The sequence below is a fragment of the Rhodococcus sp. NPDC058532 genome (assembly GCF_042719255.1).
Taxonomy (GTDB): domain Bacteria; phylum Actinomycetota; class Actinomycetes; order Mycobacteriales; family Mycobacteriaceae; genus Rhodococcus_G.
Genome location: NZ_JBHXNU010000001.1, coordinates 585,130 through 610,020, shown reverse-complemented (window position 1 = coordinate 610,020; position 24,891 = coordinate 585,130). Strand labels below are relative to the sequence as shown.

The 24,891-nt window shown below is 69.6% G+C and carries 21 protein-coding genes and 1 tRNA gene; 6 read left to right on the top strand and 16 right to left on the bottom strand.

The genetic code is table 11. The features are described 5' to 3' along the window. Positions 1 to 16: 16 nt before the first annotated feature. The 8 genes from prfA to argS all read right to left on the bottom strand — a co-directional run bounded on the left by prfA (position 17) and on the right by argS (position 10,545). On the bottom strand, positions 17 to 1,096 hold the full coding sequence (prfA, locus tag ACFWQG_RS02710; protein ID WP_378506007.1) for a peptide chain release factor 1: 1,080 nt from the start codon (positions 1,094 to 1,096) through the stop codon (positions 17 to 19). Positions 1,097 to 1,198: 102 nt separating this feature from the next. Next, positions 1,199 to 1,432, bottom strand: a complete 234-nt coding sequence (gene rpmE / locus ACFWQG_RS02705) for a 50S ribosomal protein L31 (RefSeq protein ID WP_378506006.1) — start codon at positions 1,430 to 1,432, stop codon at positions 1,199 to 1,201. 236 nt (positions 1,433 to 1,668) lie between these two features. Continuing rightward, a complete protein-coding gene (gene rho / locus ACFWQG_RS02700; protein WP_378506005.1) occupies positions 1,669 to 3,657 on the bottom strand; it encodes a transcription termination factor Rho in 1,989 nt (662 codons plus the stop codon). Between the two features lie 465 nt (positions 3,658 to 4,122). Beyond that, positions 4,123 to 5,055 (bottom strand): homoserine kinase, encoded by a 933-nt coding sequence (gene thrB / locus ACFWQG_RS02695; RefSeq protein ID WP_378506004.1) that lies wholly within the window; start codon positions 5,053 to 5,055, stop codon positions 4,123 to 4,125. 29 nt (positions 5,056 to 5,084) lie between these two features. Further along, positions 5,085 to 6,173 carry a threonine synthase gene (gene thrC, locus ACFWQG_RS02690; RefSeq protein WP_378506003.1) on the bottom strand — a complete coding sequence of 363 codons (1,089 nt, stop codon included), beginning with the start codon at positions 6,171 to 6,173 and terminating at the stop codon, positions 5,085 to 5,087. Then, positions 6,166 to 7,476: a homoserine dehydrogenase gene (locus ACFWQG_RS02685; protein ID WP_378506002.1), complete on the bottom strand. Its 1,311-nt coding sequence runs from the start codon at positions 7,474 to 7,476 to the stop codon at positions 6,166 to 6,168. The genes thrC and ACFWQG_RS02685 overlap by 8 nt, the downstream gene beginning before the upstream one ends. Next, positions 7,469 to 8,896 carry a diaminopimelate decarboxylase gene (lysA, locus tag ACFWQG_RS02680; protein ID WP_378506001.1) on the bottom strand — a complete coding sequence of 476 codons (1,428 nt, stop codon included), beginning with the start codon at positions 8,894 to 8,896 and terminating at the stop codon, positions 7,469 to 7,471. Before lysA ends, ACFWQG_RS02685 begins: the two co-directional genes overlap by 8 nt. Continuing rightward, positions 8,893 to 10,545, bottom strand: a complete 1,653-nt coding sequence (gene argS / locus ACFWQG_RS02675) for an arginine--tRNA ligase (protein ID WP_378506000.1) — start codon at positions 10,543 to 10,545, stop codon at positions 8,893 to 8,895. Before argS ends, lysA begins: the two co-directional genes overlap by 4 nt. Before the next feature lie 148 nt (positions 10,546 to 10,693). On the opposite strand from argS, the gene ACFWQG_RS02670 reads away from it, so the two are divergent. The 3 genes from ACFWQG_RS02670 (at position 10,694) to ACFWQG_RS02660 (ending at position 12,478) form a co-directional block, all read left to right on the top strand. Beyond that, positions 10,694 to 11,551: a DUF3105 domain-containing protein gene (locus ACFWQG_RS02670; RefSeq protein WP_378505999.1), complete on the top strand. Its 858-nt coding sequence runs from the start codon at positions 10,694 to 10,696 to the stop codon at positions 11,549 to 11,551. A 1-nt stretch (position 11,552) separates the two neighbouring features. After that, positions 11,553 to 12,263, top strand: coding sequence for a DUF305 domain-containing protein (locus ACFWQG_RS02665; RefSeq protein ID WP_378505998.1), 711 nt, complete (start codon positions 11,553 to 11,555; stop codon positions 12,261 to 12,263). A gap of 142 nt (positions 12,264 to 12,405) precedes the next feature. After that, positions 12,406 to 12,478 (top strand) — tRNA-Arg (locus tag ACFWQG_RS02660). 73 nt (positions 12,479 to 12,551) lie between these two features. On the opposite strand, the gene ACFWQG_RS02655 is transcribed toward ACFWQG_RS02660, so the two are convergent. The 6 genes from ACFWQG_RS02655 to ACFWQG_RS02630 form a co-directional block, all read right to left on the bottom strand. Then, a complete protein-coding gene (locus ACFWQG_RS02655) occupies positions 12,552 to 12,917 on the bottom strand; it encodes an SgcJ/EcaC family oxidoreductase (protein WP_378505997.1) in 366 nt (121 codons plus the stop codon). A 70-nt stretch (positions 12,918 to 12,987) separates the two neighbouring features. Further along, the gene (locus tag ACFWQG_RS02650; RefSeq protein ID WP_378505996.1) at positions 12,988 to 14,013 is read right to left on the bottom strand and encodes a TIGR03617 family F420-dependent LLM class oxidoreductase; all 1,026 of its coding nucleotides are present in this window, start codon (positions 14,011 to 14,013) and stop codon (positions 12,988 to 12,990) included. Positions 14,014 to 14,077: 64 nt separating this feature from the next. Next, positions 14,078 to 15,217 carry a 3'(2'),5'-bisphosphate nucleotidase CysQ gene (locus ACFWQG_RS02645; RefSeq protein ID WP_378505995.1) on the bottom strand — a complete coding sequence of 380 codons (1,140 nt, stop codon included), beginning with the start codon at positions 15,215 to 15,217 and terminating at the stop codon, positions 14,078 to 14,080. Next, positions 15,214 to 17,067 (bottom strand): adenylyl-sulfate kinase, encoded by a 1,854-nt coding sequence (gene cysC, locus ACFWQG_RS02640; RefSeq protein WP_378505994.1) that lies wholly within the window; start codon positions 17,065 to 17,067, stop codon positions 15,214 to 15,216. Before cysC ends, ACFWQG_RS02645 begins: the two co-directional genes overlap by 4 nt. Then, positions 17,067 to 18,026: a sulfate adenylyltransferase subunit CysD gene (cysD, locus tag ACFWQG_RS02635; RefSeq protein WP_378505993.1), complete on the bottom strand. Its 960-nt coding sequence runs from the start codon at positions 18,024 to 18,026 to the stop codon at positions 17,067 to 17,069. Before cysD ends, cysC begins: the two co-directional genes overlap by 1 nt. 70 nt (positions 18,027 to 18,096) lie before the next feature. Then, on the bottom strand, positions 18,097 to 19,035 hold the full coding sequence (locus tag ACFWQG_RS02630) for an IclR family transcriptional regulator (protein WP_378505992.1): 939 nt from the start codon (positions 19,033 to 19,035) through the stop codon (positions 18,097 to 18,099). Between the two features lie 92 nt (positions 19,036 to 19,127). On the opposite strand from ACFWQG_RS02630, the gene ACFWQG_RS02625 reads away from it, so the two are divergent. Genes ACFWQG_RS02625 through ACFWQG_RS02615 form a run of 3 tightly spaced genes read left to right on the top strand, consistent with a single transcriptional unit; the run spans position 19,128 to position 22,234 of the window. Beyond that, a complete protein-coding gene (locus ACFWQG_RS02625) occupies positions 19,128 to 20,294 on the top strand; it encodes a hypothetical protein (RefSeq protein ID WP_378505991.1) in 1,167 nt (388 codons plus the stop codon). 4 nt (positions 20,295 to 20,298) lie between these two features. Continuing rightward, positions 20,299 to 21,081 carry an SDR family oxidoreductase gene (locus ACFWQG_RS02620; RefSeq protein ID WP_378505990.1) on the top strand — a complete coding sequence of 261 codons (783 nt, stop codon included), beginning with the start codon at positions 20,299 to 20,301 and terminating at the stop codon, positions 21,079 to 21,081. Between the two features lie 16 nt (positions 21,082 to 21,097). Next, entirely contained in the window at positions 21,098 to 22,234 is a 1,137-nt protein-coding gene (locus ACFWQG_RS02615) for a sulfotransferase family protein (RefSeq protein ID WP_378505989.1), read from the top strand. 10 nt (positions 22,235 to 22,244) lie between these two features. Here the strand turns inward: ACFWQG_RS02615 and ACFWQG_RS02610 are convergent, their stop codons facing one another. Continuing rightward, complete coding sequence (locus ACFWQG_RS02610; RefSeq protein WP_378505988.1) at positions 22,245 to 23,084, bottom strand: alpha/beta fold hydrolase; 840 nt, start codon at positions 23,082 to 23,084, stop codon at positions 22,245 to 22,247. Further along, positions 23,081 to 24,868: an amidohydrolase family protein gene (locus tag ACFWQG_RS02605; RefSeq protein WP_378505987.1), complete on the bottom strand. Its 1,788-nt coding sequence runs from the start codon at positions 24,866 to 24,868 to the stop codon at positions 23,081 to 23,083. The genes ACFWQG_RS02610 and ACFWQG_RS02605 overlap by 4 nt, the downstream gene beginning before the upstream one ends. Between the last annotated feature and the right edge of the window lie 23 nt (positions 24,869 to 24,891).

Sequence of the window (24,891 nt, the reverse complement as noted above, 5' to 3'; positions counted from 1 at the left end):
AGGCCCGGCCCGTCGCTCACTCCGCGGCGAGCCGGGCCTCTCGGTCGGCCTTCCCGAGCGCATCGAGCAGTGCGTCCATGTCCCCGTCCAGCACGGCGTCGAGGTTGTGCGCCTTGAAGCCGATGCGGTGGTCGGTGATCCGGTTCTCCGGAAAGTTGTAGGTGCGGATCCGCTCGGACCGGTCGACGGTGCGGACCTGGCTGGCGCGGCCCGCGGACGCCTCGGCCTCCGCTGCCTCTTCCGCTGCGGCCTGCAGGCGCGCGGCGAGCACCTGCATGGCGCGGGCCTTGTTCTGCAACTGGGACCGCTCGTTCTGGCAGGTCACGACGATGCCGGTCGGCAGGTGCGTGATCCGGACCGCGGAGTCGGTGGTGTTGACACCCTGCCCGCCCTTGCCCGACGACCGGTAGACGTCGATGCGCAGATCGCCCTCGTCGATCTGCACCTCCTCGACCTCGTCGGGTTCCGGGTAGATCAGCACCCCCGCCGCGGAGGTGTGCACCCGGCCCTGCGACTCGGTCACCGGGACCCGCTGCACCCGGTGCACGCCGCCCTCGAACTTGAACCGGGCCCACACGCCGTCCCTCGCGTCGCCCTTGGTCTTGATCGACAGGGTCGCGTCCTTGTAGCCGCCGAGGTCGGAGATGGTGGCGTCGAGCACCTCGACGCGCCAACCGTGCCGCTCGGCGTAGCGGATGTACATGCGGGCGAGGTCGGACGCGAACAGCGCGGACTCCTCGCCGCCCTCCCCCGACTTCAGTTCGAGGACCACGTCGTCGGCGTCGTGCGGGTCGCGCGGTGCGAGCAGGTCGGTCAGCGCGACATCCAGCTCGGCGACGAGGGCCTCCAGCGCGGGCACCTCGGCCGCGAACGCGGAGTCGTCGGCGGCCAGCTCGCGGGCGGCCTCGAGATCCTCGCGGGCGGCGACCAGTTTGGTGTGCGTCGCCATGATCGGCGCGAGTTCGGCGAACCGCTTCCCCACCCGGCGCGCTGCGGCCGGATCGTTGTGCAGCGACGGGTCGGCCAGCTGCAGTTCGAGGCCGGCGTGTTCGGCAAGGATGTCGTCGATGGCCGACGGCTGGGTGGTGCCCGCCATGGTGCGCTCCAGATTCGAGAGGTGATGCGGTCGAGGGGTACGGGAGGCAAAAACGCCGACGCCCGGCCTGCAAGGTGCACAGGACGGGCGTCGGCGGTGTCGCTAGCTGTCGGCAGCGGCCTTCTTCGGGGCGCGCTTGCCGTAGCGGGCCTCGAAGCGGGCGACGCGGCCGCCGGTGTCGAGGATCTTCTGCTTGCCGGTGTAGAACGGGTGGCACTGCGAGCAGACCTCGACGACGATGCGTCCGGACTCCTTGGTGCTGTGGGTCTCGAACGTGTTCCCGCAGCCGCAGACGACGGTGGTCGCCACGTACTCGGGGTGAATTCCTGCCTTCATGGTGTCCCTTTCGATGGTCGCCGGGTCGACTCCGAGACTCGAAGCCGTGAACCGGAACCGGACATGGTTTTCGTAGCACGCGGCAGATGCCGATGCGCGATCGGTCATTCTGCCAGAGGCCGCTGGTTTTCTCCGAAAGGGCAAGGAAACGGAGTTTGTTCCCGGCGCTGCGCTCCGCACCCGTGCGTGGTTTTCCCCCCAGTCGGGGAAAAACCCCCCCACGGGCGGCGCAGCTGCTAGTCGTCGCCGATGGCGCCGGGGGCGGTCTTGGAGACCTCCATCAGGAACTCGACGTTGCTCTTCGACTTCTTCAGCCGATTGACGAGCAGGTCGATGGCCTGGTGGGTGTCGAGCCCCGAGAGCACGCGGCGCAGCTTGTGCACGACCGCGAACTCGTCCGGGTTCATCAGCAGCTCGTCCTTGCGGGTGCTGGACATGTTGACGTCGACCGCGGGGAACACCCGACGCTCGGCAATCTTGCGATCCAGCTTGAGCTCGGCGTTGCCGGTGCCCTTGAACTCCTCGAAGATCACCGTGTCACCGGTCGAGCCGGTCTCGACCAGCGCGGAGGCGATGATCGTCAGCGAGCCGCCGTTCTCGATGTTGCGGGCCGCGCCGAGGAAACGCTTCGGCGGGTACAGCGCGGTCGAGTCGACACCACCGGAGAGGATGCGTCCCGACGCGGGCGACGAGTTGTTGTACGCGCGGCCGAGCCGGGTGATCGAGTCGAGCAGCACGACCACGTCGCGACCGTTCTCGACGAGGCGCTTGGCCCGCTCGATCGCCAGCTCGGCGACCGAGGTGTGATCTGACGGCGGGCGATCGAAGGTGGAGGCAATGACCTCACCCTTGACCGAGCGCTGCATGTCGGTGACCTCTTCGGGTCGCTCGTCCACCAGCACGACCATCAGGTAGCACTCGGGATTGTTCGTGGCGATGGCGTTCGCGATGTCCTGAATCACCGTCGTCTTACCCGCCTTCGGCGGCGACACGATCAGGGCGCGCTGCCCCTTGCCGATCGGCATGACCAGGTCGATGACGCGGGTGGAGATGATGTTCGGCGTCGTCTCAAGCCGCAGCCGCTGGTTCGGGTACAGCGGGGTGAGCTTGCCGAACTCGGGGCGCTTGCGTGCGGCCTCGACGTCGCCACCGTTGACGGTGTCGATCCGGACCAGCGGATTGAACTTCTGCCGCTGACTGCCCCCGCCGCCGCCCTCGCCCTCACGCGGGACCCGGACCGCGCCGGTGATCGCGTCACCGCGACGCAGCCCGTTCTTGCGGATCAGGTTCATCGAGACGTAGACGTCGTTGGGTCCGGCGAGGTACCCGGACGTCCGGACGAACGCGTAGTTGTCGAGGACGTCGAGGATGCCTGCGACGGGCTGCAGGACGTCGTCCTCACGGATCTCGACATCACCGCCGCCGCCCTCACCGCGGTCACGTCCACGGCGACGCTCCCGGAAGCGGCGGCCACGCCTGCCGCGGCCCTCCCCCTCGTCGTCGCCGCCACGGTTGTCGCGGTCGTTGCGGGGTCCGTTGCCGCCCTGGCCGCGCTCGTCCTGGGTGCGGTCCTGGTTTCGGTCCTGGTTGTTCCGGCCGCCCTGGTTGCGGTCGCGACGCGGACGGTCACCGCCGCCCTGCTCCTGCCGACCGGACTGACGCTCGGTCGACTGCTCGGCGGGTTCGGACTGCTCGGCGGCACCCGAACGGGAGGCACCGCGGCGCTGACGCCCGCGGCGACCGCCCTCGGCCTCACCGGCCTGCTCGCGGGGCTCGGCGGCACCCGAACGCTCGCGGGGCTCGGCGGCCTGCTCGCCGCGCTCGGACCCGGCCGGCGCCTCGCCCTTGGCGGGAGTGTTGCTCTTCGTGGGGGCTTCGACCTTCACGACGGGAGCCTTTTCGTCGGCGGCGGCCGGTGCCGTCTTGGTGGCGGCACCACCGGCCTGCTGCGTGGCGGAGCCACCGGACTGCCGCTCCTTGATCGCGGCGATCAGATCGCCCTTGCGCATGCCGGAGGTGCCCTTGATGCCGAGCTCGCCAGCGAGCGCGCGCAATTCGGCGAGCACCATGCCGGAGAGTCCGGAGCCGCGGCGCGCCTCGGCGCGCTTGGTTGCGGTAGCGACGGCCGGGGCCGCCCCTGAAGTCGGTGAACCGCCAGCCTGGCTCGTCGCGGCGGACGCCGCGGAATCGAGCACAGGAGTGGCGATCAGGTCCGTATCGGTCACGGAGGTCCTTTCCTTCCCTCGCCCGCGCGGCGCTGAGTCGAGGGGTTCGTCCAAGCAGCTCATTTACTGAACTCGGATATGCCGGACATGTTCGGGAAATGCCGGGCCGCTCACCCGCATCTCGCACTCAGGCGCGTCCTTCGACACCGACACCCCGCGAAGTCGAGTGCCTCGCGTACAGGGGATTCGGGCGAGAAAGACGCAGTCCGGAACTCGGGGCGGGTATCCGTGATTCCGAGTCTGACGACCGATGAGAATCCGATCGGAAGACTCCTGAGTCGGGAGTGATTGCCCTGAAGAGCACCGGCGACTGATACGCACGATGGGCGAACGACCTCAGGATAGCCGTGAACACGATTACGAGCAAGGAGAACCCGCCGGTGTGCTGCGGCACACCGGCGGGTCGCCGTGAGAGGCGCCGACAGGGGCACCGGCGGGTCGCCGTGCGGGCGACCCGGTGGCCCGTCAGGAGACGCGGACCCCGTCCGCGACCTCGAGGTCGAGCACCCGCAGGCCCTCGGCCGCTGCGGTCGTGCGCAGGTCCTCGGGCAGCGGTTCGGTGGTCAACGCCAGCACGGTGGGGCCCGCACCGGAGACGACGGCGGCGATTCCCCGACCGCGCAGCGTCTCGACCCAGCGGGTGGTCAGCGGCAGTGCGGACGCCCGCTGCCCCTGATGCAGGCGGTCCTCGGTGGCGGTCATCAGCAGGTCCGGCCGTGAGGTGAGCGCAACCACCGCGAGCGCAGCGCGGCTGACGTTGAACGCCGCGTCGACGTGCGGCACCGCATCGGGGAGCAGTCCGCGGGTGTGGGCGGTCGCCGACCGTTCCTCCGGCACCAGCGCAACGACGCGAATGCTCGGGTGCACGGCGAGCCGGACCGCGCCGAAGCTGCGCGGCGAATTGGCGTCGTCCGCGTCCTCGCTCCAGGAGACGACGGCGCCGCCGAGCACGCTGGCGGACGCATTGTCGGGGTGACCCTCGAACTCCGACGAGAGCTGAACCAGCTGCGCATCGGTGAGGGCCAGCGCGGGGTCGAGCAGGGCGACAAGGCCGTTGGCCGCGGCGAGACCACCGACGGCCGCCGACGCGGATGATCCGAGACCACGCGAATGCGGAATGACATTGCGGCACACCACGTCCAGGCCACCCGCCCAGACACCGGCCGCCTCGAGACCACGCTCAATGGCGCGGACCACCAGGTGGGAGGGTCCCCAAGGAACGTCCGAGGCCCCCTCCCCCTCGACGCGGACCGACAGCCCGGACTCGGTTGTGCTGACGGTGATCTCGTCGTACAGACCCAGCGCCATGCCCAGCGTGTCGAACCCGGGGCCGAGGTTGGCCGTGGACGCGGGCACCCGCGCGGTCACGGTCAACCCCGTTGGCAAGGTCTGAGTCATCGCAGTGTCGTCGATTCGCTGTGCGGTCACTACACCAGCTCGAGCGCCGAGGCGACGGCCACCGGGTCGACCGGGATCGGCTGGACAGCAGGCATTCCCAGAAGTGCGGTATCGGGATCCTTGAGTCCGTTGCCGGTGACGGTGCAGACGACCGTCTGTCCGGCGTCGAGCCACCCTTCCTTGTGCGCGGCGAGCAGGCCCGCGACGGACGCGGCGGACGCGGGCTCGACGAAGACGCCCTCGGTGCGCGCGATCAGGCGGTATGCCTCGAGGATCTCCTCGTCGGTCGCGGCGCGGAACGCCCCGTTCGACTGCTCCTTCGCGTTCACCGCGCCCTCCCACGATGCGGGCGCGCCGATACGGATCGCGGTCGCGATGGTCTCGGGGTCCTTGACCGGGGCGCCGTTCACCAGCGGGGCGGCGCCTGCGGCCTGCACACCGAGCATCCGCGGCCGGACCGAGCTGATGCCGTCGGCGTAGTACTCGGAGTAGCCCTTCCAGTACGCCGTGATGTTGCCCGCGTTGCCGACCGGCAGCGCGTGGATGTCGGGGGCCTTGCCGAGCGCGTCGACGATCTCGAACGCCGCCGTCTTCTGTCCCTCGATCCGAACGGGGTTCACGGAGTTGACCAGGCCGATGGTCGGGAACTCGGCGGTGGTCTTGCGGGCGAGTTCAAGGCAGTCGTCGAAGTTGCCCTCGACCTGGATGATCTTGGCGCCGTGCATGACCGCCTGGGCGAGCTTGCCCATCGCGATCTTGCCCTGCGGGACGAGCACAGCGCAGGTCATCTTCGCGACCGCGGCGTAGGCCGCCGCCGAGGCGGAGGTGTTGCCGGTGGACGCGCACAGCACGGCCTTCTGCCCGCGGGCGAGGGCATCGGTGACGGCCATCGTCATGCCGCGGTCCTTGAATGACCCGGTCGGGTTGAGGCCCTCGACCTTGAGGTACACCTCGCACCCGGTCAGCTCGGACAGGTGACCCGCGGGAAGCAGCGGCGTCCCACCCTCGCGCAGGGTGACGGTCTTCCAGTTCTCGCCGATCGCGAGACGATCCCGGTACGCCTCGATCAGGCCCGGCCAGGGCGTGTGAACGGGGGTGTGCTGACGAGGGCTATTCACTGGAACCTTCCAATCGGAGAACGCTGGTGACCGCGGTGACGAAGTCGAGTTTGCCAAGGGCGGCAACAGTTTCGGACAGGGCGGCGTCGGTGGCACGGTGGGTGACGACGATCAGTCGCGCCCCGTCTCCCGCACCCTCCTGGCGGACCGTCGAGATCGAGACGTCATGCTTGGCGAATTCCGCCGCGACCGCCGAGAGCACGCCGGCCCGGTCCGCGACCTGCATGTTGACGTAGTACCGGGTCGGGATCTCCCCGATCGGCGCGATCGGAAGGTCGGCGTAGCTGGACTCGCGGGGCCCGCGGCTGCCGTTGACCTTGTTCCGGGCCGCCATCACCACGTCGCCCATCACCGCGGACGCGGTGGGGGCACCGCCCGCGCCCTGCCCGTAGAACATCAATCGACCGGCGGCCTCGGCCTCGACGACGACCGCGTTGAAGGCGCCGTTCACCGAGGCAAGCGGATGCTCGAGCGGCACGAGGGACGGGTAGACCCGGGCGGAGACCCGTTCGGTGCCGTCCTCCCCGACGAGACGCTCACAGATCGAGAGCAACTTGACGGTGCAGCCCAGCGACTTCGCGGCCTCGAGGTCCGCCGAGCTGATCGTCGAGATGCCCTCGCGGTAGACGTCGGCGGCGGTGACGCGGGTGTGGAACGCGATCGACGCGAGGATCGCGGCCTTGGCTGCGGCGTCGAAGCCCTCCACATCCGCGGTCGGGTCGGCCTCCGCGTAGCCGAGACGACCCGCCTCGGCGAGGGTGTCGGCGTAGTCGGCGCCGGTCTCGTCCATCGCGGACAGGATGAAGTTGGTGGTGCCGTTGACGATTCCGGCAACCCGGACGACCCGGTCACCGGCGAGCGACTGGGTCAGCGGCCGGATCACCGGGATAGCACCGGCGACGGCGGCCTCGAAGTACAGGTCGGCGTTCTGCTTCTCCGCGGCCTCGGCCAGTTCCCCGGTGTACTCGGCGAGCAGCGCCTTGTTGGCGGTGACGACGGACTTGCCGGAGTTCAGGGCAGCGAGGATCAGCTTGCGCGGGACCTCGATTCCCCCGATCACCTCGACCACCACGTCCACGTCGGCGCGCGCGACGAGCGAATCCGCGTCGGTGGTCAGCAGCTCCTCCGGCACCCCCCGGTCGCCGTCGATCCGGCGAACGGCGATCCCCCGCACGACGAGTGGGGCGCCGACCCGGGACTCGAGGTCGCGGGCGTGTTCGCGGATGATCCGCACAACCTCGCTGCCCACGTTGCCGAGGCCGAGTACCGCCACACCGATCGCGGCGGCGTTCGGTTCAGTCATGTTGCTGTACCTCCAAGCTGAGCAGATCTTCCACGGTCTCCCTGCGCAGGACGAGACGGGGTTCTCCGTCGCGAACCGCGACCACGGCGGGCCGGGTGAGCAGGTTGTAGCGGCTGGACATCGAATAGCAGTATGCGCCGGTGGCCGCGACCGCGAGCAGGTCACCGGCTCCGACGTCGTCGGGCAGCCAGCCGTCACGGATCACGATGTCGCCGCTCTCGCAGTGCTTGCCCACCACTCGAGCGACGACGGGATCCGCGTGACTGTCCCGCGAGACCAGCCGACAGTCGTACTCGGCCTGGTACAGCGCGGTCCGGATATTGTCACTCATGCCGCCGTCCACGCTGACGTATCGGCGAGTTGCGTTGCCGTCCAGGCGGACATCCTTGACGGTGCCGACCTCGTACAACGTAACGGTGCCGGGGCCGGCGATGGCCCGACCGGGTTCGACCATCAGGGTCGGCACCGGCAGCCCGGCGGCGGCGGATTCGGTGGCGATGATGCTCGTCAGCTTCGCGGCCAGCTCGTCCACCGGCGGCGGATCGTCGCTCTCCAGGTAGGAGATCCCGAGGCCGCCACCGAGGTCGATGATGTTCAGCTGCTCGGTCTTGTCGGTGCCGAACTCGTCGACGATCTCCCGGAGCAGCCCGATCACCCGGTGCGCCGCCAGTTCGAACCCGTCGACGTCGAAGATCTGCGAGCCGATGTGACTGTGCAGGCCGACGAGCCGAAGATTACCGGTCTCGAACACGCGCCGGACGGCCCCCCGCGCCGCACCACCGGACAGCGAGAAGCCGAACTTCTGGTCCTCGTGGGCGGTGGCAATGAACTCGTGGGTGTGCGCCTCCACGCCGACCGTGATCCGGATCAGGACGTCCTGCACGACACCGAGGTCGGCCGCGGCGGCGTCGAGCCGGTCGATCTCCTGCATCGAGTCCAGCACGATATGCCCGACCCCCGCCGAGACCGCGGCCCGCAGTTCGGCGACCGACTTGTTGTTGCCGTGCATCGTGATCCGGTCCGCGGGGAACCCACCGTGCAGCGCGACCGCCAGCTCGCCGCCGGAGGCCACGTCCATCGACAACCCCTCGTCGGCGACCCACCGGGCGATCTCGGCGCTCAGGAATGCCTTCGACGCGTAGTGGACGCGGTCAGCGCCGCCGAACGCGCGGGCCATGTCGCGGCAGCGGGACCGGAAGTCGTCCTCGTCGATCACGAACAGCGGGGTGCCGTACCGCTCGGCCAGGTCGGTGACCGCGACCCCGGCGAGGCGGACGACGCCGTCCGCCCCGCGGGCGGCGCCGCGCGGCCACACCGCGGCAGGAAGTGCCGTCATCTGCGCCGGGGCGGTTGGCCGAGGCGGCAGCCCCGGCGCGTGCGGGATGTCCGCGTGCCGCGGTCCGGCGGGGTGCGCGTTCACATTCGCTCCGGTGCGCTGACACCGAGCAGGCCGAGACCGTTCTCGAGGACCTGGCGGGTGGCACCGCACAGCGCGAGCCGCGCGGTGTGCAGGTCGCCGGCAGGCTCGTCGCCCTGCGGCAGGACGCGGCAGTCGGTGTAGAAGCGGTGGTAGGTGCCGGCCAGTTCCTCAAGGTAGCGGGCGACGCGGTGCGGTTCCCGCAGGTCCGCGGCGGTCCCGACGACCTTCGGGAAGTCGCCGATGGTGCGGATCAGGTCGCCCTCACGCTCGTGGGTGAGCAGCTCAAACCGCGGGTTCTCCGTGGTCAGCCCGAGGTCCGCGGCGTTGCGGGCCAGCGACGCCAGCCGGGCATGCGCGTACTGCACGTAGTAGACCGGGTTCTCGCTGGTGGTGCTGGCCCACAGCTCGAGGTCGATGTCGAGGCTCGAATCCACCGACGAGCGGATCATCGCGTACCTGGCGGCATCGACGCCGATCGCCTCGACGAGGTCGTCGAGGGTGATGACGGTGCCCGCCCGCTTGCTCATCTTGACCGCGACCCCGTCGCGGACCAGGTTGACCATCTGCCCGATCAGCACCTCGACGGTCGCCGGATCGTCGCCGAACGCCGCTGCTGCGGCCTTGAGCCGGCCGATGTAGCCGTGGTGGTCGGCACCGAGCATGTAAATGCACAGGTCGAAGCCGCGGGAACGCTTGTCCTGGAAGTACGCGATGTCGCCCGCGATGTAGGCGGCGTTGCCGTCGGACTTGATGACGACGCGGTCCTTGTCGTCACCGAAGTCGGTGCTCTTGAGCCACCAGGCCCCGTCCTCCTCGTACAGGTTGCCGCTCGACTTGAGGGTGGCGACGGCCCGCTCCACCGCACCGGACTCGAACAGCGAGTTCTCGTGGAAGTAGACGTCGAAGTCGGTCCCGAACTCGTGCAGGGTCCGCTTGATGTGGTCGAACATCATCGCCACACCGATCGAGCGGAACACCTCCTGCTGCTCGTCGACGGGGAGCGCGAGCGCGTCGGGACGCTGCGCGAGCACGTCGGCGGCGATGTCCACGATGTACGCACCGGCGTACCCGTCCTCGGGTGCGGGCTCCCCCTTCGCGGACGCGATCAGCGACCGGGCGAACCGGTCGATCTGGGCACCGTGATCGTTGAAGTAGTACTCCCGGGTGACGTCCGCGCCCTGGGCGGCGAGGATCCGGCCGAGCGCGTCACCGACCGCGGCCCACCGAGTGCCGCCGAGGTGGATCGGTCCGGTCGGGTTCGCGGACACGAACTCCAGGTTGATCCGCCGACCCTCCTGCGCGGTCGAGCTTCCGTAGCTCTGACCTGCGGCGATCGCCTTCGCCACGATGGCGCCCTGCGCCGCTGCGGCGAGCCGGATGTTGAGGAAGCCGGGGCCAGCGATCTCGGCGGAGTCGATGCCGTCCGCCGCGGTGAGCGCCTCGGCGAGCCAGGTCGCCAGCTCACGCGGGTTGACACCGGCCTTCTTCGCCACCTGCATCGCGACGTTGCTCGCGTAGTCGCCGTGCTCGGGGTTGCGCGGACGCTCGACGGTCAGCGTCGCGGGCAGGACGGCGGTGTCGAGATCGTGGTCGGTGAGGACCTTCGCGGCGGTGACGCGAAGGAGTTCGGCAAGGTCGGCGGGAGTCACGGGTATTCATCCTATGGGCTGGCCGTTCAAAGCCTGCGCTCAGGCACTGAACGTACAGTGGGACGACCATAGGGGGCACCTGTCAGCTCGACAGCGGGCGCCCCGCCCCCGAGACACGACGTCCACTTCAGCGAAAGAGCACTGACAGATGCCGAGCGGTTCGGAAAATCGCGGCGCCAAGAGCAGCGCCAAATCCGCCAAGGCCATCAAGGCTGCCAACAAGCGTTCCGGTGGCTCCGCCAAGGGCGGGCTGCCGACGCAGCGCAACATCCCCTGGTTGACGATCGGGGCCGCGGTCGCGGTGATCGCGTTGATCGCGCTGCTTGCGGTGAACCTGGTGCCGAAGTACCAGGACAAGGCCGAGGCCGATAAGTTCGCCCCCAGCGAGTCGAACCCGGACCCGTCGACGAATATCGACGGCGTCGTGAAGATCGACTACCCGGCGGCACTGCACGTGTCCGCGGAGCAGCGGGTCGCGTACGACCAGACCCCGCCGTTCGGTGGCCCGCACGACGCGACCTGGGCCACCTGCACGGGTGTCGTCTACCCGAACCCGATCCGCACCGAGAACGCGGTGCACTCGCTCGAGCACGGCGCCGTCTGGATCACCTACAACCCGGACACCGTGTCCGACGAGGAGCGGCAGCAGCTCGTCGACCGGGTCGACGGCAAGGCGTACATGCTGATGTCGCCGTACCCGGGCATGGACACGCCGATCTCGCTGCAGAGCTGGGGTCACCAGCTCAAGGTCGACGGCGCCGACGACCCGCGGATCAACCAGTTCATCGCCGCGCTGCGACTGAACAACTTCGGCGCGTACCCGGAGAAGGGCGCGAGCTGCTCGACGATCCCCGGCGCGTTCGATCCCGACAACCCGCCCGCGTTCGACCCGTCGACGCCGGGACCCGACGCGGTCTCGATGGACGGCGAGGGCCTCACCCCGGACGCGTCCGAGATCGGCGGCGCCGGCCTGCCGATGGCCCCCGAGCCTGCGCCCGCGAGCTGACATGACCGCAACGAACAGCTCCGAAACCGGCCGCAGCCAGCGCACCGCGCTCGCCGTGCTCGGCGTGGTCGCGGCGATCGCGGTCGGGTTCGGGCTCGGGTTCTTCGCGAATCAGTTCCTGCACGACGACCGACCAGCCGACCCGGTCGCGGGGTCGGTGGATGTCGGATTCGCGCAGGACATGATGGTGCACCACAACCAGGCGGTGGAGATGTCCGCTATCGCGATCGCGAACGCCACCGATCCGATGGTCCGGGACCTCGCGTACGACATCCTGACCACGCAGCAGAACCAGATCGGTCAGATGACCGGCTGGTTGTCGTTGTGGGACCAGCCGCTGCTGTCGACCGAGGATTACATGACGTGGATGGCCGACGGACACGACGGCATGGCACACGACGGCGCGGCACACGGCAGTGCGGCGACGACGGCACCGACGGCGGCGGGAACGCAGATGCCGGGGATGGCGACGTCCGAGGACATGGCGGCGCTGCGGCAGGCCAGGGGCCCCGAGGCGGACGTGCTGTTCCTGCAGTTGATGCTCCGGCACCATCAGGGTGGGCTGCCGATGATGGAATACGGCGCGCAGCGCGCCGAGGTGCCGACGGTGCGCGGACTCGCGCAGACGATGGTCGACACCCAGCAGAGCGAGTCCGACCGGATGACGCAGCTGCTCGCCGAGAAGGGCGCGGCCCCGCTCCCGATGAACTGATGAACGGGGGTTCATGGGTCATCGGAGGTCCGAATATGACCCATGAACCCCCGTTCATCGCAGGTCAGCGGCGCGAATAGGGAATCCGGCGTCGCATGCGTTACAGTAAGCCAGCCCAACCGGCACACCGATTTCTCGGTGCGCCCCCGTAGCTCAGGGGATAGAGCGTTCGCCTCCGGAGCGAAAGGTCGCAGGTTCGAATCCTGCCGGGGGCACTCGCATTTCGAGTGCACCACACATGCAGAAGGCCCCGGTCGACAGTGTCGACCGGGGCCTTCTGCCGTTGCGCTATCCCATCGCGGCAAGCGGCGCCATGTCGAAGTAGTCCCGCCAGCCGGAGATCCTGCCGTCCCCGGCGACCTCGAAGACCCCCATCACCGGGAGTTCGATGGTGGTGCCGCCGATCGTGAACACATCGGTGCGCTCGTTCATCACCACCGACCCGGTGGTCGCCTGGTGGTGCACCCGGTACTCGACGCCACCGGTCTGGCCGAGGAACCCGGCGATGAACTCCTTGATCGCATCCCTACCGACGATCGGCTGCATCGGAATGTTGTGGTACACCGCGTCATCGGTGAAGTACGCGGCAAGAGCGTCGGCGTCGGCGTCCTTCCACCGCGCGCAGAATTCGGTGACGAGCTGGTCGGGTGTCATGGGTGTTCCCTTCGTGAGTGCGGCTGCGCCGCCCGTGCGTGATTTTCACCCCGGTCGGGGTGAAAATCACTCACAGTTCCTGGAGTTGGGCGACGACGTCCGCGAACCGCGAGTCGTCGACCGGGTCCGCGGGCGGCGCGAGGGTGATGCCGTCGACGAGGCCGCCGACGCGCTCACCGATCACGGCGGCGAGCTCGGGATACCGTGCGATCGGCAGCAACGCGGCGAGGACGTCGTCGGTGACGACGGCGGGCAGGCCCTCCCACTCGTCCGCGCGAACCATCCGGGCGAGCGACTGCTGCAGGTGCCCGAGGTCGGCGTGCTCGAGCCCCCGCCGGTAGGCGGGCGTCGAGTACAGGAAGGCGAGCTGGCGCCGCTGACGCTCACGCTCCCGGGCCAGGTCCGCGTCCGAGGCCCCGCTGATCACCCGGACCCCGGCGATGATATCGAGGTCGGCGAGGACCCGACCGGACCCGGCCGCGCCCTCGGCGAGCGCGGGCCGAATGTCCTCGGCGATGCTGCGGGGCCCGGAGGTGGGGTGCCCGAGATAGCCGTCGGCCACCTCCCCCGCCACCCGGCACATCCGGCGCCCCACCCCACCGAGGTAGATCGGCGGCTCCGGCGGCAGGTCACCGCCGTCGTACGGGTTGAAGTCCGACTGCATCCGGGTGAACCGGTAGTGCTCCCCGACGAACGGAACCAGCTCACCGGTGCGGAACGTCGCAAACGCGGCCCGGACCACGCGCACGTACTCACGCATCCGCGCCGCCGGATCGGACCACGGCATCGCGTACCGCTCCTCGATGTTCTGCCGTATCTGGGTGCCGAGCCCCAGCTGGAACCGCCCGCCCGACAGCCGAGCCAGGTCCCAGGCCGTATAGGCGGTGAGCACCGGACTCCGCACGAACGCCACCGCGATCGAGGTGCGCACCGTGACCAGCGACGTTGCCTGCAGCGCCTGCGCCGCGAGCAGGAACGGGTCGTGCATCGTCTCCGAGACGTGCATGCCGTCGTAGCCGAGGGCCTCGACGCGGCGGGCGTACGCACCGATCGCCGCGGGCCCGAGGCGCGGGTCGGTGGTGGCGTACACCCTCATCCGAGCACCCCCGAGCCCGAGCGAACGGAACATTCATTCGATCGGATCGACTGAACGCTTCCGTTCAGTCGGGGCATGGGGCGGGCTCGATGACGGCGGTGATCGCGGTGATCTCGGCGCCGGGCACGGCGAAGTGCTCGGTCAGCGCGACGGTGTGCGTCTCGTCCCCCACCGCCATGTCCAGCAGGAATCGCGCGACGACATCGGTGCCGAACTCGGTGAACGTGAGGTTCCGGATCGCGGTCAGCGGCAGGTACTGCGCCGCGGTCTCGAGCTCGCGGACGATCTCCGGTCCGGAATCGCCCGTCCGCTTGCCGTTCTCGACGCGGAAGCAGTCCGCGGCCAGCCGCACCTTGCTCGCGTCGTGGCTCAGCAGCGAGCCGAGGTACTCGCGCACCATCGCGACCCGCGGACTGTCCGCGGTCGTCCCGGTCAGGTCCGCGATGCCTGCCAGCAACGCCTGCGCCAGCTCGGGCCTGCAGATCAGCAGGTCCGGCAGATACGGGTGCGGCTCGTTGTATGCGAGCGGCGACCCGTCGACCCGGGAGCAGTGCAGCCCCGCCGCCAGCGCGACCCCGACCGGCGCCGCGGAGTCCCACTCCCACTGCCCACCGGCGTGCACGTAGGCGTCGGCCGCCCCGCGCAACACCGCCATCGCCTTTGCGCCCGCCGAGCCCATCGGCGCGACATCGCCGCCGACCCGCTCCGCGAGCGGGCCGACGAACTCCGGTGGGCGACTGTCGCTGACCAGGATGCGCGGGCGGGGCCGCTCCTCGACCGCGGCCGTGCAGGTGTCGCTGCGGAACACCCGGTCGAGGGCGGGCTGCGCGACCGCGGCCGCGGTGATCCCAAGGCCCCGCTCCCACAGCGCGACGTGCACCGCCCAGTCGACGCGGCCGGGCAGCCCGTACTCGCGGGACCCGTCGAGCGGGTCGATGATCCACACCCGGTCGACGCCCAGCCGGGCCGGGTCGTCGGCGGACTCCTCGGACAGCACCGCGTCCGCCGGGCGGTGCTCGGCGAGCATCCGCAGCAGCAGGGTGTTCGCCTCCCGGTCGCCGCGGCGGCTCAGGTCGCGGGCGGCGTCCTTCGGCAGCGGTTCCGGGCCGAGCTCGCGGGCCCGCAGGTCGAGCAGCAGGTCGCCGGCGCGGCCAGCCATGTCGGCCGCGAGCTGGGCGTCGTCGAGGTCGTGGTGGATGCTCATCGGGTCAGATACTCCATGATCGCGGCCGCCTGCGCGACCGGGTCCCCGTCGTCGGGGGTGAGCACCAGCTCGGCGCGTTCGGGGCGCTCGTAGGGGTCGTCGACCCCGGTGAACCCGGTGATCTCCCCCGCCCGGGCCTTGGCATACATGCCCTTCGGATCTCGGGCCTCGCACTGCTCGATCGGGGTGTCGACGAACACCTCGACGAATCGCAGGCCCGCCGCCTCGTGTTCGGCACGGACCCGATCCCGATCCTCCCGGTAGGGGCTGATCAGCGAGGCGACCGCGACCACCCCGGAGTCCGCGAACAACTGGGCGACCGCCCCGACGCGGCGGACGTTCTCGGCGCGGTCGGCGGCCCCGAACCCGAGGTCGGCGTTGAGTCCGTGCCGGAGATTGTCGCCGTCGAGCCGGTAGGCGGGCACCCCCGAGGCGATCAGCCGCCGTTCGAGTTCGACGGCGACGGTGGACTTCCCGGACGCAGACAGGCCGGTGAGCCACACCGTGGCCCCACGGGTGGGGCGGTCGTCGCGGGCCACGGTCGCCGCATGCCACACCACCTTCGAGTCGGGCAGGGTCGGCCCGGTGATCATGCCCGCGGCGACGGTGTTGCCGGTGGCGTCGTCGACCAGCAGGAAGCTGCCGGTGACCCGGTTGCGACGGTACGGGTCGAACAGCAGCGGCTGCTGGGTGCGCAGCTGGATGCGTCCGATCTCGTTGAGCGACAGCGACTGTGCCGTCTCGTCGCGGTGCAGCGTGTTGACGTCGAGCCGGTAGTCGAGCCGCTGCACCCGCGCCGTGCTGGCGCGGGTGGTGTGCAGGACGGTGTAGCGGGCCTCGGGCCGCAGCGACGACGCCTCGGTGAGCCAGCACACCATCGCGTCGAGCTCCTGCCCGACGAGCGGCCGGTTGTTCGGCCTGCACAGCGTGTCGCCGCGGCTGAGGTCGATCTCGTCGGCGAGCTGCACGCACACCGCGGACGGCGCGAACGCCTCGGTGACCGGGGTGCCTCCGGGCCCCCAGATCGCCGAGATCGTCGACGTGACCCCGGACGGCAGCGCGACCACCTCATCGCCCGGCTTGAACACCCCGCTGGCGACGGTGCCCGCGTAGCCACGGAAGTCGTGCAGGTCGGAGTCGGTCTGCTGGTGCGGACGGATCACGTACTGGATCGGCAGCCGAGCATCGATGAGGTTGCGGTCGGATCCAATGTGCACCTCCTCGAGGTGGTGCAGCAGCGATGACCCCTCGTACCACGGCATGTTCTCGGTGCGGGTGACGATGTTGTCGCCCTCGAGCGCGGAGACCGGAATGAACGTCAGGTCGTGCACGTCGAGTTTGGTGGCGAACTGCGCGAACTCGTCCTTGATCGCCTCGAACCGGTCCTGCGACCAGCCGACGAGGTCCATCTTGTTGACGCACAGCACCAGGTGCGGGATGCCGAGCAGGGTGGACAGAAACGCGTGCCTGCGGGTCTGCTCGAGGATGCCCTTGCGGGCGTCGACGAGGATCAGCGCGAGGTCCGCGGTGGAGGCACCGGTGACCATGTTGCGGGTGTACTGCTCGTGGCCGGGGGTGTCGGCGATGATGAACTTGCGCTGCGGCGTCGCAAAGTAGCGGTACGCGACGTCGATGGTGATGCCCTGCTCGCGTTCGGCACGCAGTCCGTCGGTGAGCAGCGCCAGGTCGGTGTGGGCGGCGCCGCGGTCGCGGCTGCTGCGTTCGACCGCCTCGAGCTGGTCCTCGAAGATCGACTTGGAGTCGTACAGCAGCCTGCCGATCAGGGTGGACTTGCCGTCGTCGACGCTGCCCGCGGTCGCGACGCGCAGCAGGTGTCGGGTGGTGGCCATCAGAAGTAGCCCTCCTTCTTGCGATCTTCCATGCCCGCCTCGGAGATCCGGTCGTCGGCGCGGGTTGCGCCGCGTTCGGTGATGCGGCTGGCCGCGATCTCGGTGACGACCTCGTCGGCGGTGGCCGCGGACGACTCGACGCAGCCGGTGCAGGTCGCATCGCCGACGGTCCGGAACCGCACGAGCTCCTCCCGTGCTTCCTCTCCGGGCAGCATGGTCAGGAACCGGGTGTGCGCCAACAGCATTCCGTCGCGTTCGACAACGGGACGCCGGTGCGCGTAGTAGATGTCCGGGAGCTCGATGTTCTCCTCGGCGATGTACTGCCAGATGTCGAGTTCGGTCCAGTTGGACAGCGGGAACACCCGGATGTGCTCCCCCTTCCGATGCCTGCCGTTGTACAGGTTCCACAGTTCGGGGCGCTGCGCCTTGGGATTCCACTGCCCGAACTCGTCCCGGAAGCTGAACACCCGCTCCTTGGCGCGGGCCTTCTCCTCGTCGCGGCGGGCACCGCCGAACACGGCGTCGAAGCGGTTCTCCCGGATGCCGCGCAGCAGCGAATGCGTCTGCAGCCGGTTGCGGCTCGCGCGCGGACCGGTCTCCTCGACGACGGTGCCCGCGGCGATGTCGTCCTCGACGCTCGCAACGACGAGCCGCAGGCCGAGCCGGTCGACGGTACGGTCCCGGAACTCGATGACCTCGTCGAAGTTGTGGCCGGTGTCGACGTGCATCACCGGCAGCGGCAGCGGCGCAGGCCAGAATGCCTTGGCGGCGAGGTGCAGCATCACCACCGAGTCCTTGCCGCCGGAGAACAGCAGCCCGGGGCGTTCGAAGGTCGCGGCCACCTCGCGGAAGATGTGGACCGCCTCGGCCTCGAGCGCCTGCAGGTGCGTCAGCTCGTAGGCGGGCGGGGAATTCAGGGTTGTCACGCGCAACTCCTCGGACGAGAAGGCGGTACACATTTGTACCGCATCGGTTCATACTTCGCCTGTGCGCCGAGAATAGAACGCGTTCCACCGAATGGTCAATGGTTCAGCCGCGTACCGGCGGACGACCGCCGATCTCCGCGGTGACGGCATCCGCGACGGCAACGAGCGCCGCACCGCGCCGGGCGATCTCGGCGCCACTGATGGCACCGCCGACGTCGAGGGTGAGCACGAGCGCCTGGTGACCATCGCCGTCGTAGCAGGGTGCGGCAATGAGACTGACCGGGTAGTCGACGTCGTCGTCGGTCTCGCTGTGCAGGTAGACCCGCTCCCCGAGACTCGAGACCACCTCACCGATCAGCTCCTTGAGTTCGGCGGGCACGTCTCGCCCGGCGACACCCGCCATCAGCGAGAACAGCTTCCGCCCGACCGGGGTGAGCCGTTCGACGAGGTAGCCGACCCGGCGGCAGTCCTCGACCACGCGGCCGAGCAGGTCACGGTCAAGGACGACGGGCAACGCCGGGTCGCGGCGCAGCCATGCCTCCAGCTCGTCGTCGCCGCCCCACAGGACGTACATCAGCCCGACGGGGGGCGCGAACGGGTAGGACTGTCCGGCGCGGGCCGCGGTGCGCCCCAACGTGACTCCGGGAGGTGTCACGTTCTCGAGGATCGTCACCTGGTCGCCGACGACGGCGGACGCCGTGCACACCGCGCCGCACGCGGCGGCGAGGCCCTCGAGGTGAGTCCGGGCGATCGGACCGATCGCGAAGCCGCGCTGCGCGGCGCGCCCGGCCGCGATGAGCGCAGGCCCGAGACCGTACGTCTTGTCTCGTCGATCGCGGGTGAGGTACCCGGCCGCGACCAGCTCGGACACGATGCCGAGGCAGGTCGGCTTGCTGATGCCGATGGCGCGGGCGAGTTCGGACAGCCCATACCGCTGATCGGGCCGCGCGACCAGATAGTCGATCACCTGCACGACGCGCGCGGTCGGCGGCGAACGGCGCCCGGCCGGCTCGGCGGCGTCGGTGGATTCGGCAGAGATCATTGACCACTCCTTGAAACACGTTCTATCGTCGGACCACCACGTGATCTACCACTCAGGTACATATTTGTACCACTCGATCGAAGGAGCACGGTGTGCTGACGGACCCCCTCGCCGAGGCGATCGCCGAGGCCGAGAAACTCGTGGCGGACGCCCCCCACATCCGGTCGGAACAGGACCTGCTCGAGGGCATGCAGTACCTCGCAGGCGGAATCCTCGCGACCGTGCACGCGGCGTGGGCCACCGAGAAGACCCATCCGAGCTTCATCTCCGGGACCGGGCCGTTCACCAAGATGGGCCTCGACAACCCGGACACCCTGTACTTCGGGGCCCGGATCAACGACGACGCCGAGTACATCGTCACCGGAACCCGCGGCACCACCGCGGATCTGAGCTTCCAGGTGCTCAGCGGCAACTACACGAACTCGAACGTGCCCGGCAGCGAGATCGCATTCGACGACCGCGAACTGCACATCGAGCCCGACGGCAGCTTCGTCGCCACGTTCGGGCCGAGCCCCGCCGACGGGCGCCGCAACCACTTCACCCTCGCCCCCGGCTCGTCGCAGCTCGTGGTCCGCGAGGTGTACAGCGACTGGAGCCAGCAGCGCGGCACCATCCGCATCGAGCGGGCCGACCGGATCGGAGTGCCGCCGCCCGCGCTCACCATGGCGGAGACCGAGAAGCGGTTCGCCCGCGCGGGCAAGGCCCTCGTCGGGCGGGTCAAGACGTGGCTGCAGTTCCCGCAGTGGTTCTACGACACCCTGCCGGTCAACACGATGACCGCACCGCGGCTGACCCCGGGCGGACTGGCCACCCAGTACTCGTCGGTGGGGCACTACGAGCTCGCCGACGACGAGGCGATGATCATCACCGTCCCGAAATCCGATGCGCCGTACCAGGGTTTCCAGCTGGGTAGCCTGTGGTATATCTCGCTCGACTACCTCGACCACCAGACGTCGCTAAACAACGCGCAGGCCCAGGTCGATCCGGACGGGATGATCCGAATGGTCCTGTCCGAGCGCAATCCCGGCGTCGTCAACTGGCTTGAGGCCCTCGGCCACCCCCGCGGCTACCTGCAGTTCCGATGGCAGCGCACGTCGCGGGAGTTCACGCCCGCCGACGGTCCGACGGTCGAGGTCGTGAAGTTCGACGATCTCGCCGCGGCCCTCCCGTTCCACGACAACAACACCATCACGCCGGAGGACTACGCCGCGCGCATCGCGGCGCGCCGATCCGCCGTCGCCGACCGAATGCTGGGGTAAACACATGCCGAATCTGTTGCAGGACAAGATCGTTGTCGTCTCGGGGGTGGGTCCGGCGCTCGGCCGCACCCTCGCGCTGCGGTGCGCCGAGGCGGGCGCCGACCTGGTGCTTGCCGCGCGAACGCAGTCGCGTCTCGACGAGGTAGCCAAGGAGGTCGCCGACCTCGGCCGCCGGGCGCTGACCGTCGCCACCGACATCACCGACCAGGCATCGGTGGAGAACCTCGTCGCGGCGGTCGACGAGGCGTACGGGCGGGTCGACGTGCTGATCAACAACGCCTTCTCGGTGCCGTCGATGAAGCCCCTCGAGCGCACCGACTACCAGCACATGCGGGATGCCGTCGAGCTGACCGTGTTCGGTGCGCTGCGGCTGACCCAGCTGTTCACCCCCGCCCTCGCCGACTCGAAGGGCGCGGTGGTCAACGTGAACTCGATGGTGCTGCGGCACTCGCAGGAGCGCTACGGCAGCTACAAGATGGCCAAGTCGGCGTTGCTCTCGGTGTCGCAGTCGCTGGCGACCGAGTTGGGCCCCAAGGGGATCCGAATCAACTCCGTCGCACCGGGCTACATCTGGGGTGACACACTGCAGCAGTTCTTCGCGTACCAGGCGAACAAGTACGGCACCACCGTCGAGCAGATCTACGAGCACACCGCGGCGGGCACCGATCTCAAGCGCCTGCCCACCACCGACGAGGTCACCGACGCGGTGATCTTCCTTGCGTCGTCGATGGCGAGCGGCATCACCGGCCAGTGCCTCGACGTCAACTGCGGCGAGTTCCACCACTAGGAGAGACGACCCAGCCATGACAGAACGCACCACCGTCGGCACGGTCGAGGACCTGCACGCCTCGGCAACCCGGATGACCGGCCTGACCGATTTCGGCGTCGACGACTACACCGAAGCGCTCGGCGTCCTGTTGGACTCGTACGCCCGCGACGAGGACCTGACACCGTTCGGCAGCAAGATCTCCCGGGTGTTCCTGCGCGGAGCCCTGGTCGCCCGGCTGCTGTCCGAGGCGGCCTGGCAGCAGCATCCCCAGCACGCCGACGTCGCGATCGAGCGTCCGATCTTCGTCACCGGCCTGCCCCGCACCGGCACCACCGCCCTGCACCGGTTGCTCACCGTGGACCCGGCGCACCAGGGTCTGGAGATGTGGCTGACCGAGATGCCGCAGCCGCGTCCACCGCGGGAGACGTGGGAGACGAACCCGGTGTTCGCCGGGATCGAGGCCCAGTTCAGCCAGCATCACGTCGAGCACCCCGAGTTCATGGGCGTGCACTACATGTCGGCGGCCGAGGTCGAGGAGTGCTGGCAGCTGCTTCGGCAGACCTTCAAGTCGGTCTCCTACGAGTGCCTGGCGAACCTGCCGACGTACTCGAAGTGGCTCGCCGGCCAGGACTGGACGAATGCCTATGCCCGCCACAAGAAGAACCTGCAGTTGATCGGCCTGCCCGACCAGGACCGGCGGTGGGTGCTGAAGAACCCGAGCCACCTGTTCGCGCTCGACGAGCTGATGGCGGTGTACCCCGACGCGCTGATCGTGCAGACGCATCGGCCGCCGAGCACCATCATGGCGTCGGCCTGCAGCCTCGCCGAGCAGGCAACCGACGGCTGGTCGAACAGGTTCCGCGGCGAGGTCATCGGCCGGGGGCAGCTCGAACTGTGGGCCCGCGGCCTGGAGACGTTCACCTCGGCCCGCGCGAAGTACGACCCGGCGCAGTTCATCGACGTCGACTTCACGGACTTCCACGCCGACCCGCTCGGCACGGTGGAGGGGATCTACTCGCGGTTCGGCCTCCCGCTGAGTTCGGCGGCCCAGCAGAACATGGAGGCGCTGCACGCCGACTCGCAGACCGGCGACCGCAAGCCAGCGCACCGCTACACCCTTGCGGAGTACGGGCTGACCGAGGCCGAGGTCGACGAACGGTTCGCGTTCTGACCGTCCCGACCTACACCCCGGATTCGGCTTGCTGGGCGATCAGCTCCGCGAGCCGGTCCGGGGCCTCGTCGGGAATCCAGTGGCTCACGCCGTGGAGCACCTCGAACCGGTAGGGACCGGCGACGTGCCGCGCGGTGAGTTCGGCTCCCGCCCGGCCCAGCATCGCGTCGCGGTCGCTCCATACGTGCAGGGTCGGGACCGTGATCCGCTCGCCGGGGCGACGCGGATCCACGAACGGCAGGGCGCGATACCAGTTCAGGCCGCCGCGCGCCCGGGAGTGCTCGCGCATCGGCGCCAGATCCCGGTCGGCGCACTCCGCGGTCATCCCGGTACCGATCAGGTGGCGCCGCACCCGGGTGCCCGCCGAGAACATCCGCTCGGGCACGACCGGAACCTGGAACGCGGCCATGTACCAGGACAGCAGGAACTGCCGGGTGGTCAGCAGCGACCGAACGAACGCGGCCGGATGCGGCACCGACACCGCGGTCAGGGTCCGCACCAGGTCCGGTCGCGCGCCGGCAACCCACCATGCCGCGGCGGCACCCCAGTCGTGCCCGACCAGGTGCACGGGGCCGAGCCCGGCCTGGTCGATCAGCGCGACGACGTCGGCGGTCAGCTCCGATGCGCGGTACGCCCACCGCGACCGCGGCCGGGCCCCCGGCGAGGCGCCCCGCAGATCCGGTGCGAGGGTGCGGAACCCGCGGGCATGCAACTGCTGCGCGACCCCGACCCAGGACCGGGAGTCCTGCGGGAAGCCGTGCAACAGGACGACCGGGACCCCGTCGATCGGGCCGTCGTCCCGAACGTCGAAGACCAGGCCGGACCGGGTGACCGCGGCGATGCGGCTCACACGCGTTCCCGCTGCCGGATCGTTCCCCGGTCGGAGCGCTGCCCGGCGCGCAGGAACCGGCCCGTCCCGGTGTCCCCATAGCCGTCCGTGAATCGACCGTCCCGGAAGACGATTCGACCGTTGACCGCGGTCGCGACGGCGGCGCGGTCGTTGCGGTTGACCATCCGTCGCAGGCCCCCGTACTCGGCGACCGGTTCCTCGAACAGCGCGTCGACGGTGTCGTCGAGTCCGGCCGGGTCGACCACGACGAAGTCCGCGCGGTCACCGAGGCGCAAGTGCCCGGCATCGAGTCCGTACCAGTCGGCCAGTTCGCCGGTCAGCCGGTGCACGGCGCGTTCGACGGTCAGGAACGGCCGACGGTCGTGCCTGACATCGTTGACCCGCTTGAGGAGTCGGATCGGGAAGTTGTAGAACGCCATGTTCCGCAGGTGTGCGCCCGCATCACCGAACCCCATCTGCACACCGGAACTCGCGGCCAGCATTCGCGCGTACCGGGGACGGTGGTTGGCGACGGTGGTGCGCCAGCGCAGGTCTCGACCGTGTTCGACGACGAGGTCGAGGTACGCGTCCACCGGGTGCACGCCCCGCTCGTCGGCGACCTGCCCGAAGCTCTTACCGACGGTCGTCTCGTCCGGGCACCCGACGATCACGGCGTCGTGGAAGTCGCGGTGCCAAATCCGCGGCGCCCACTTGTTGTCGTAGTCCCTGCGGAACCAGCGCCGGTACTGCTCGTCCCGGAGCAGGTCGTTGCGGTCGACCTCGTCCCGCAGGTGCAGCGCGGCGGCGCCAGCACCGAACTCCTCGAACACGACAAGGTCGATGCCGTCGGCGTACACGGTGAACGGTACGGGCAGGTGCTGCCATCGGAAGTCGGTCCTGGCGAACCGGTTCAGCAGCGGCGCGGCCGTCAGCATGAAGTACACCAGCGCCGGGTAGGCCTTGGAGTCGGCGCCCGACAGCAGCGACGTCTTGAGTCGGCGGCCGCGGCCGATCCCGGAACTCTCAGCGAAGAACGCGGCGACGTTCGGGTGCAGGTTGATGGTCGGCGCGGACTGCAGGATCCGGCCGCGGCTACGAAGGATCCGGTTGAGGAACCGCAGCTCGCGCCACCGCGCGTAGGTGGACGGCAGGGACCGGGACCGGTACTCGTCGCCGTCAATCTTGTCGAGGGCGTTCGTCATCGACGACAGCCCGAGCAGGCCCGCGTCGAGCGCGGCGGTGAGCATCGCGCCCATCGCGTCGAGTTCGTTCGCGGTGGGCGTCACCGTCCGGTCGGTGCCGCGCCCGATCCCGAGGACGGCGGTCCGGATGTCGGAGTGACCGATGAACGCGGCGACATTGGGGCCGAGGGGAAGCTCGTCGAGGGCGCCGACGTACTCGGCGGGCGACGACCACGTCTTCTTCTCGTCGAGGATCCGCAGCACCGCGTCGTGCGGGACGGCCTCGACCCGACTGAACAGGTCCGCGCACTCGCGGGGTGTCGAGAACACCGTGGACAGGGAGCAGTTGCCGAGCACCACGGTCGTGACGCCGTGCCGCACCGACTCCCCGAGGCCAGGATTGACCAGCACCTCGGCGTCGTAGTGGGTGTGGACGTCGACGAAGCCGGGCAACACCCACTTGCCCGCGGCGTCGATCACCTCGGTGTGCGGACCGATCGGGAGCGGCTCGGGGCTGACGGCCGCGACCACGCCGTCCCGGATGCCGAGATTGCGGCGCAGCGCGGGCGTCCCGGTCCCGTCGAACCACAGTCCACCGGTCAGCACGATGTCGAAGTCGGCCATGTCCACCCCTCGCCCAGGTATGT

Excerpts from the sequence above, each read along its gene's own strand:
- prfA (WP_378506007.1), bottom strand. The coding sequence starts at position 1,096 with ATGGCGGGCACCACCCAGCCGTCGGCCATCGACGACATCCTTGCCGAA.
- ACFWQG_RS02670 (WP_378505999.1), top strand. The coding sequence starts at position 10,694 with ATGCCGAGCGGTTCGGAAAATCGCGGCGCCAAGAGCAGCGCCAAATCC.
- ACFWQG_RS02655 (WP_378505997.1), bottom strand. The coding sequence starts at position 12,917 with ATGACACCCGACCAGCTCGTCACCGAATTCTGCGCGCGGTGGAAGGAC.
- ACFWQG_RS02620 (WP_378505990.1), top strand. The coding sequence starts at position 20,299 with ATGCCGAATCTGTTGCAGGACAAGATCGTTGTCGTCTCGGGGGTGGGT.
- rpmE (WP_378506006.1), bottom strand. The coding sequence starts at position 1,432 with ATGAAGGCAGGAATTCACCCCGAGTACGTGGCGACCACCGTCGTCTGC.
- ACFWQG_RS02605 (WP_378505987.1), bottom strand. The coding sequence starts at position 24,868 with ATGGCCGACTTCGACATCGTGCTGACCGGTGGACTGTGGTTCGACGGG.
- cysC (WP_378505994.1), bottom strand. The coding sequence starts at position 17,067 with ATGGCCACCACCCGACACCTGCTGCGCGTCGCGACCGCGGGCAGCGTC.
- ACFWQG_RS02665 (WP_378505998.1), top strand. The coding sequence starts at position 11,553 with ATGACCGCAACGAACAGCTCCGAAACCGGCCGCAGCCAGCGCACCGCG.
- ACFWQG_RS02645 (WP_378505995.1), bottom strand. The coding sequence starts at position 15,217 with ATGAGCATCCACCACGACCTCGACGACGCCCAGCTCGCGGCCGACATG.
- ACFWQG_RS02630 (WP_378505992.1), bottom strand. The coding sequence starts at position 19,035 with ATGATCTCTGCCGAATCCACCGACGCCGCCGAGCCGGCCGGGCGCCGT.
- ACFWQG_RS02685 (WP_378506002.1), bottom strand. The coding sequence starts at position 7,476 with ATGACTGAACCGAACGCCGCCGCGATCGGTGTGGCGGTACTCGGCCTC.
- ACFWQG_RS02615 (WP_378505989.1), top strand. The coding sequence starts at position 21,098 with ATGACAGAACGCACCACCGTCGGCACGGTCGAGGACCTGCACGCCTCG.
- cysD (WP_378505993.1), bottom strand. The coding sequence starts at position 18,026 with ATGTGTACCGCCTTCTCGTCCGAGGAGTTGCGCGTGACAACCCTGAAT.
- thrB (WP_378506004.1), bottom strand. The coding sequence starts at position 5,055 with ATGACTCAGACCTTGCCAACGGGGTTGACCGTGACCGCGCGGGTGCCC.
- ACFWQG_RS02650 (WP_378505996.1), bottom strand. The coding sequence starts at position 14,013 with ATGAGGGTGTACGCCACCACCGACCCGCGCCTCGGGCCCGCGGCGATC.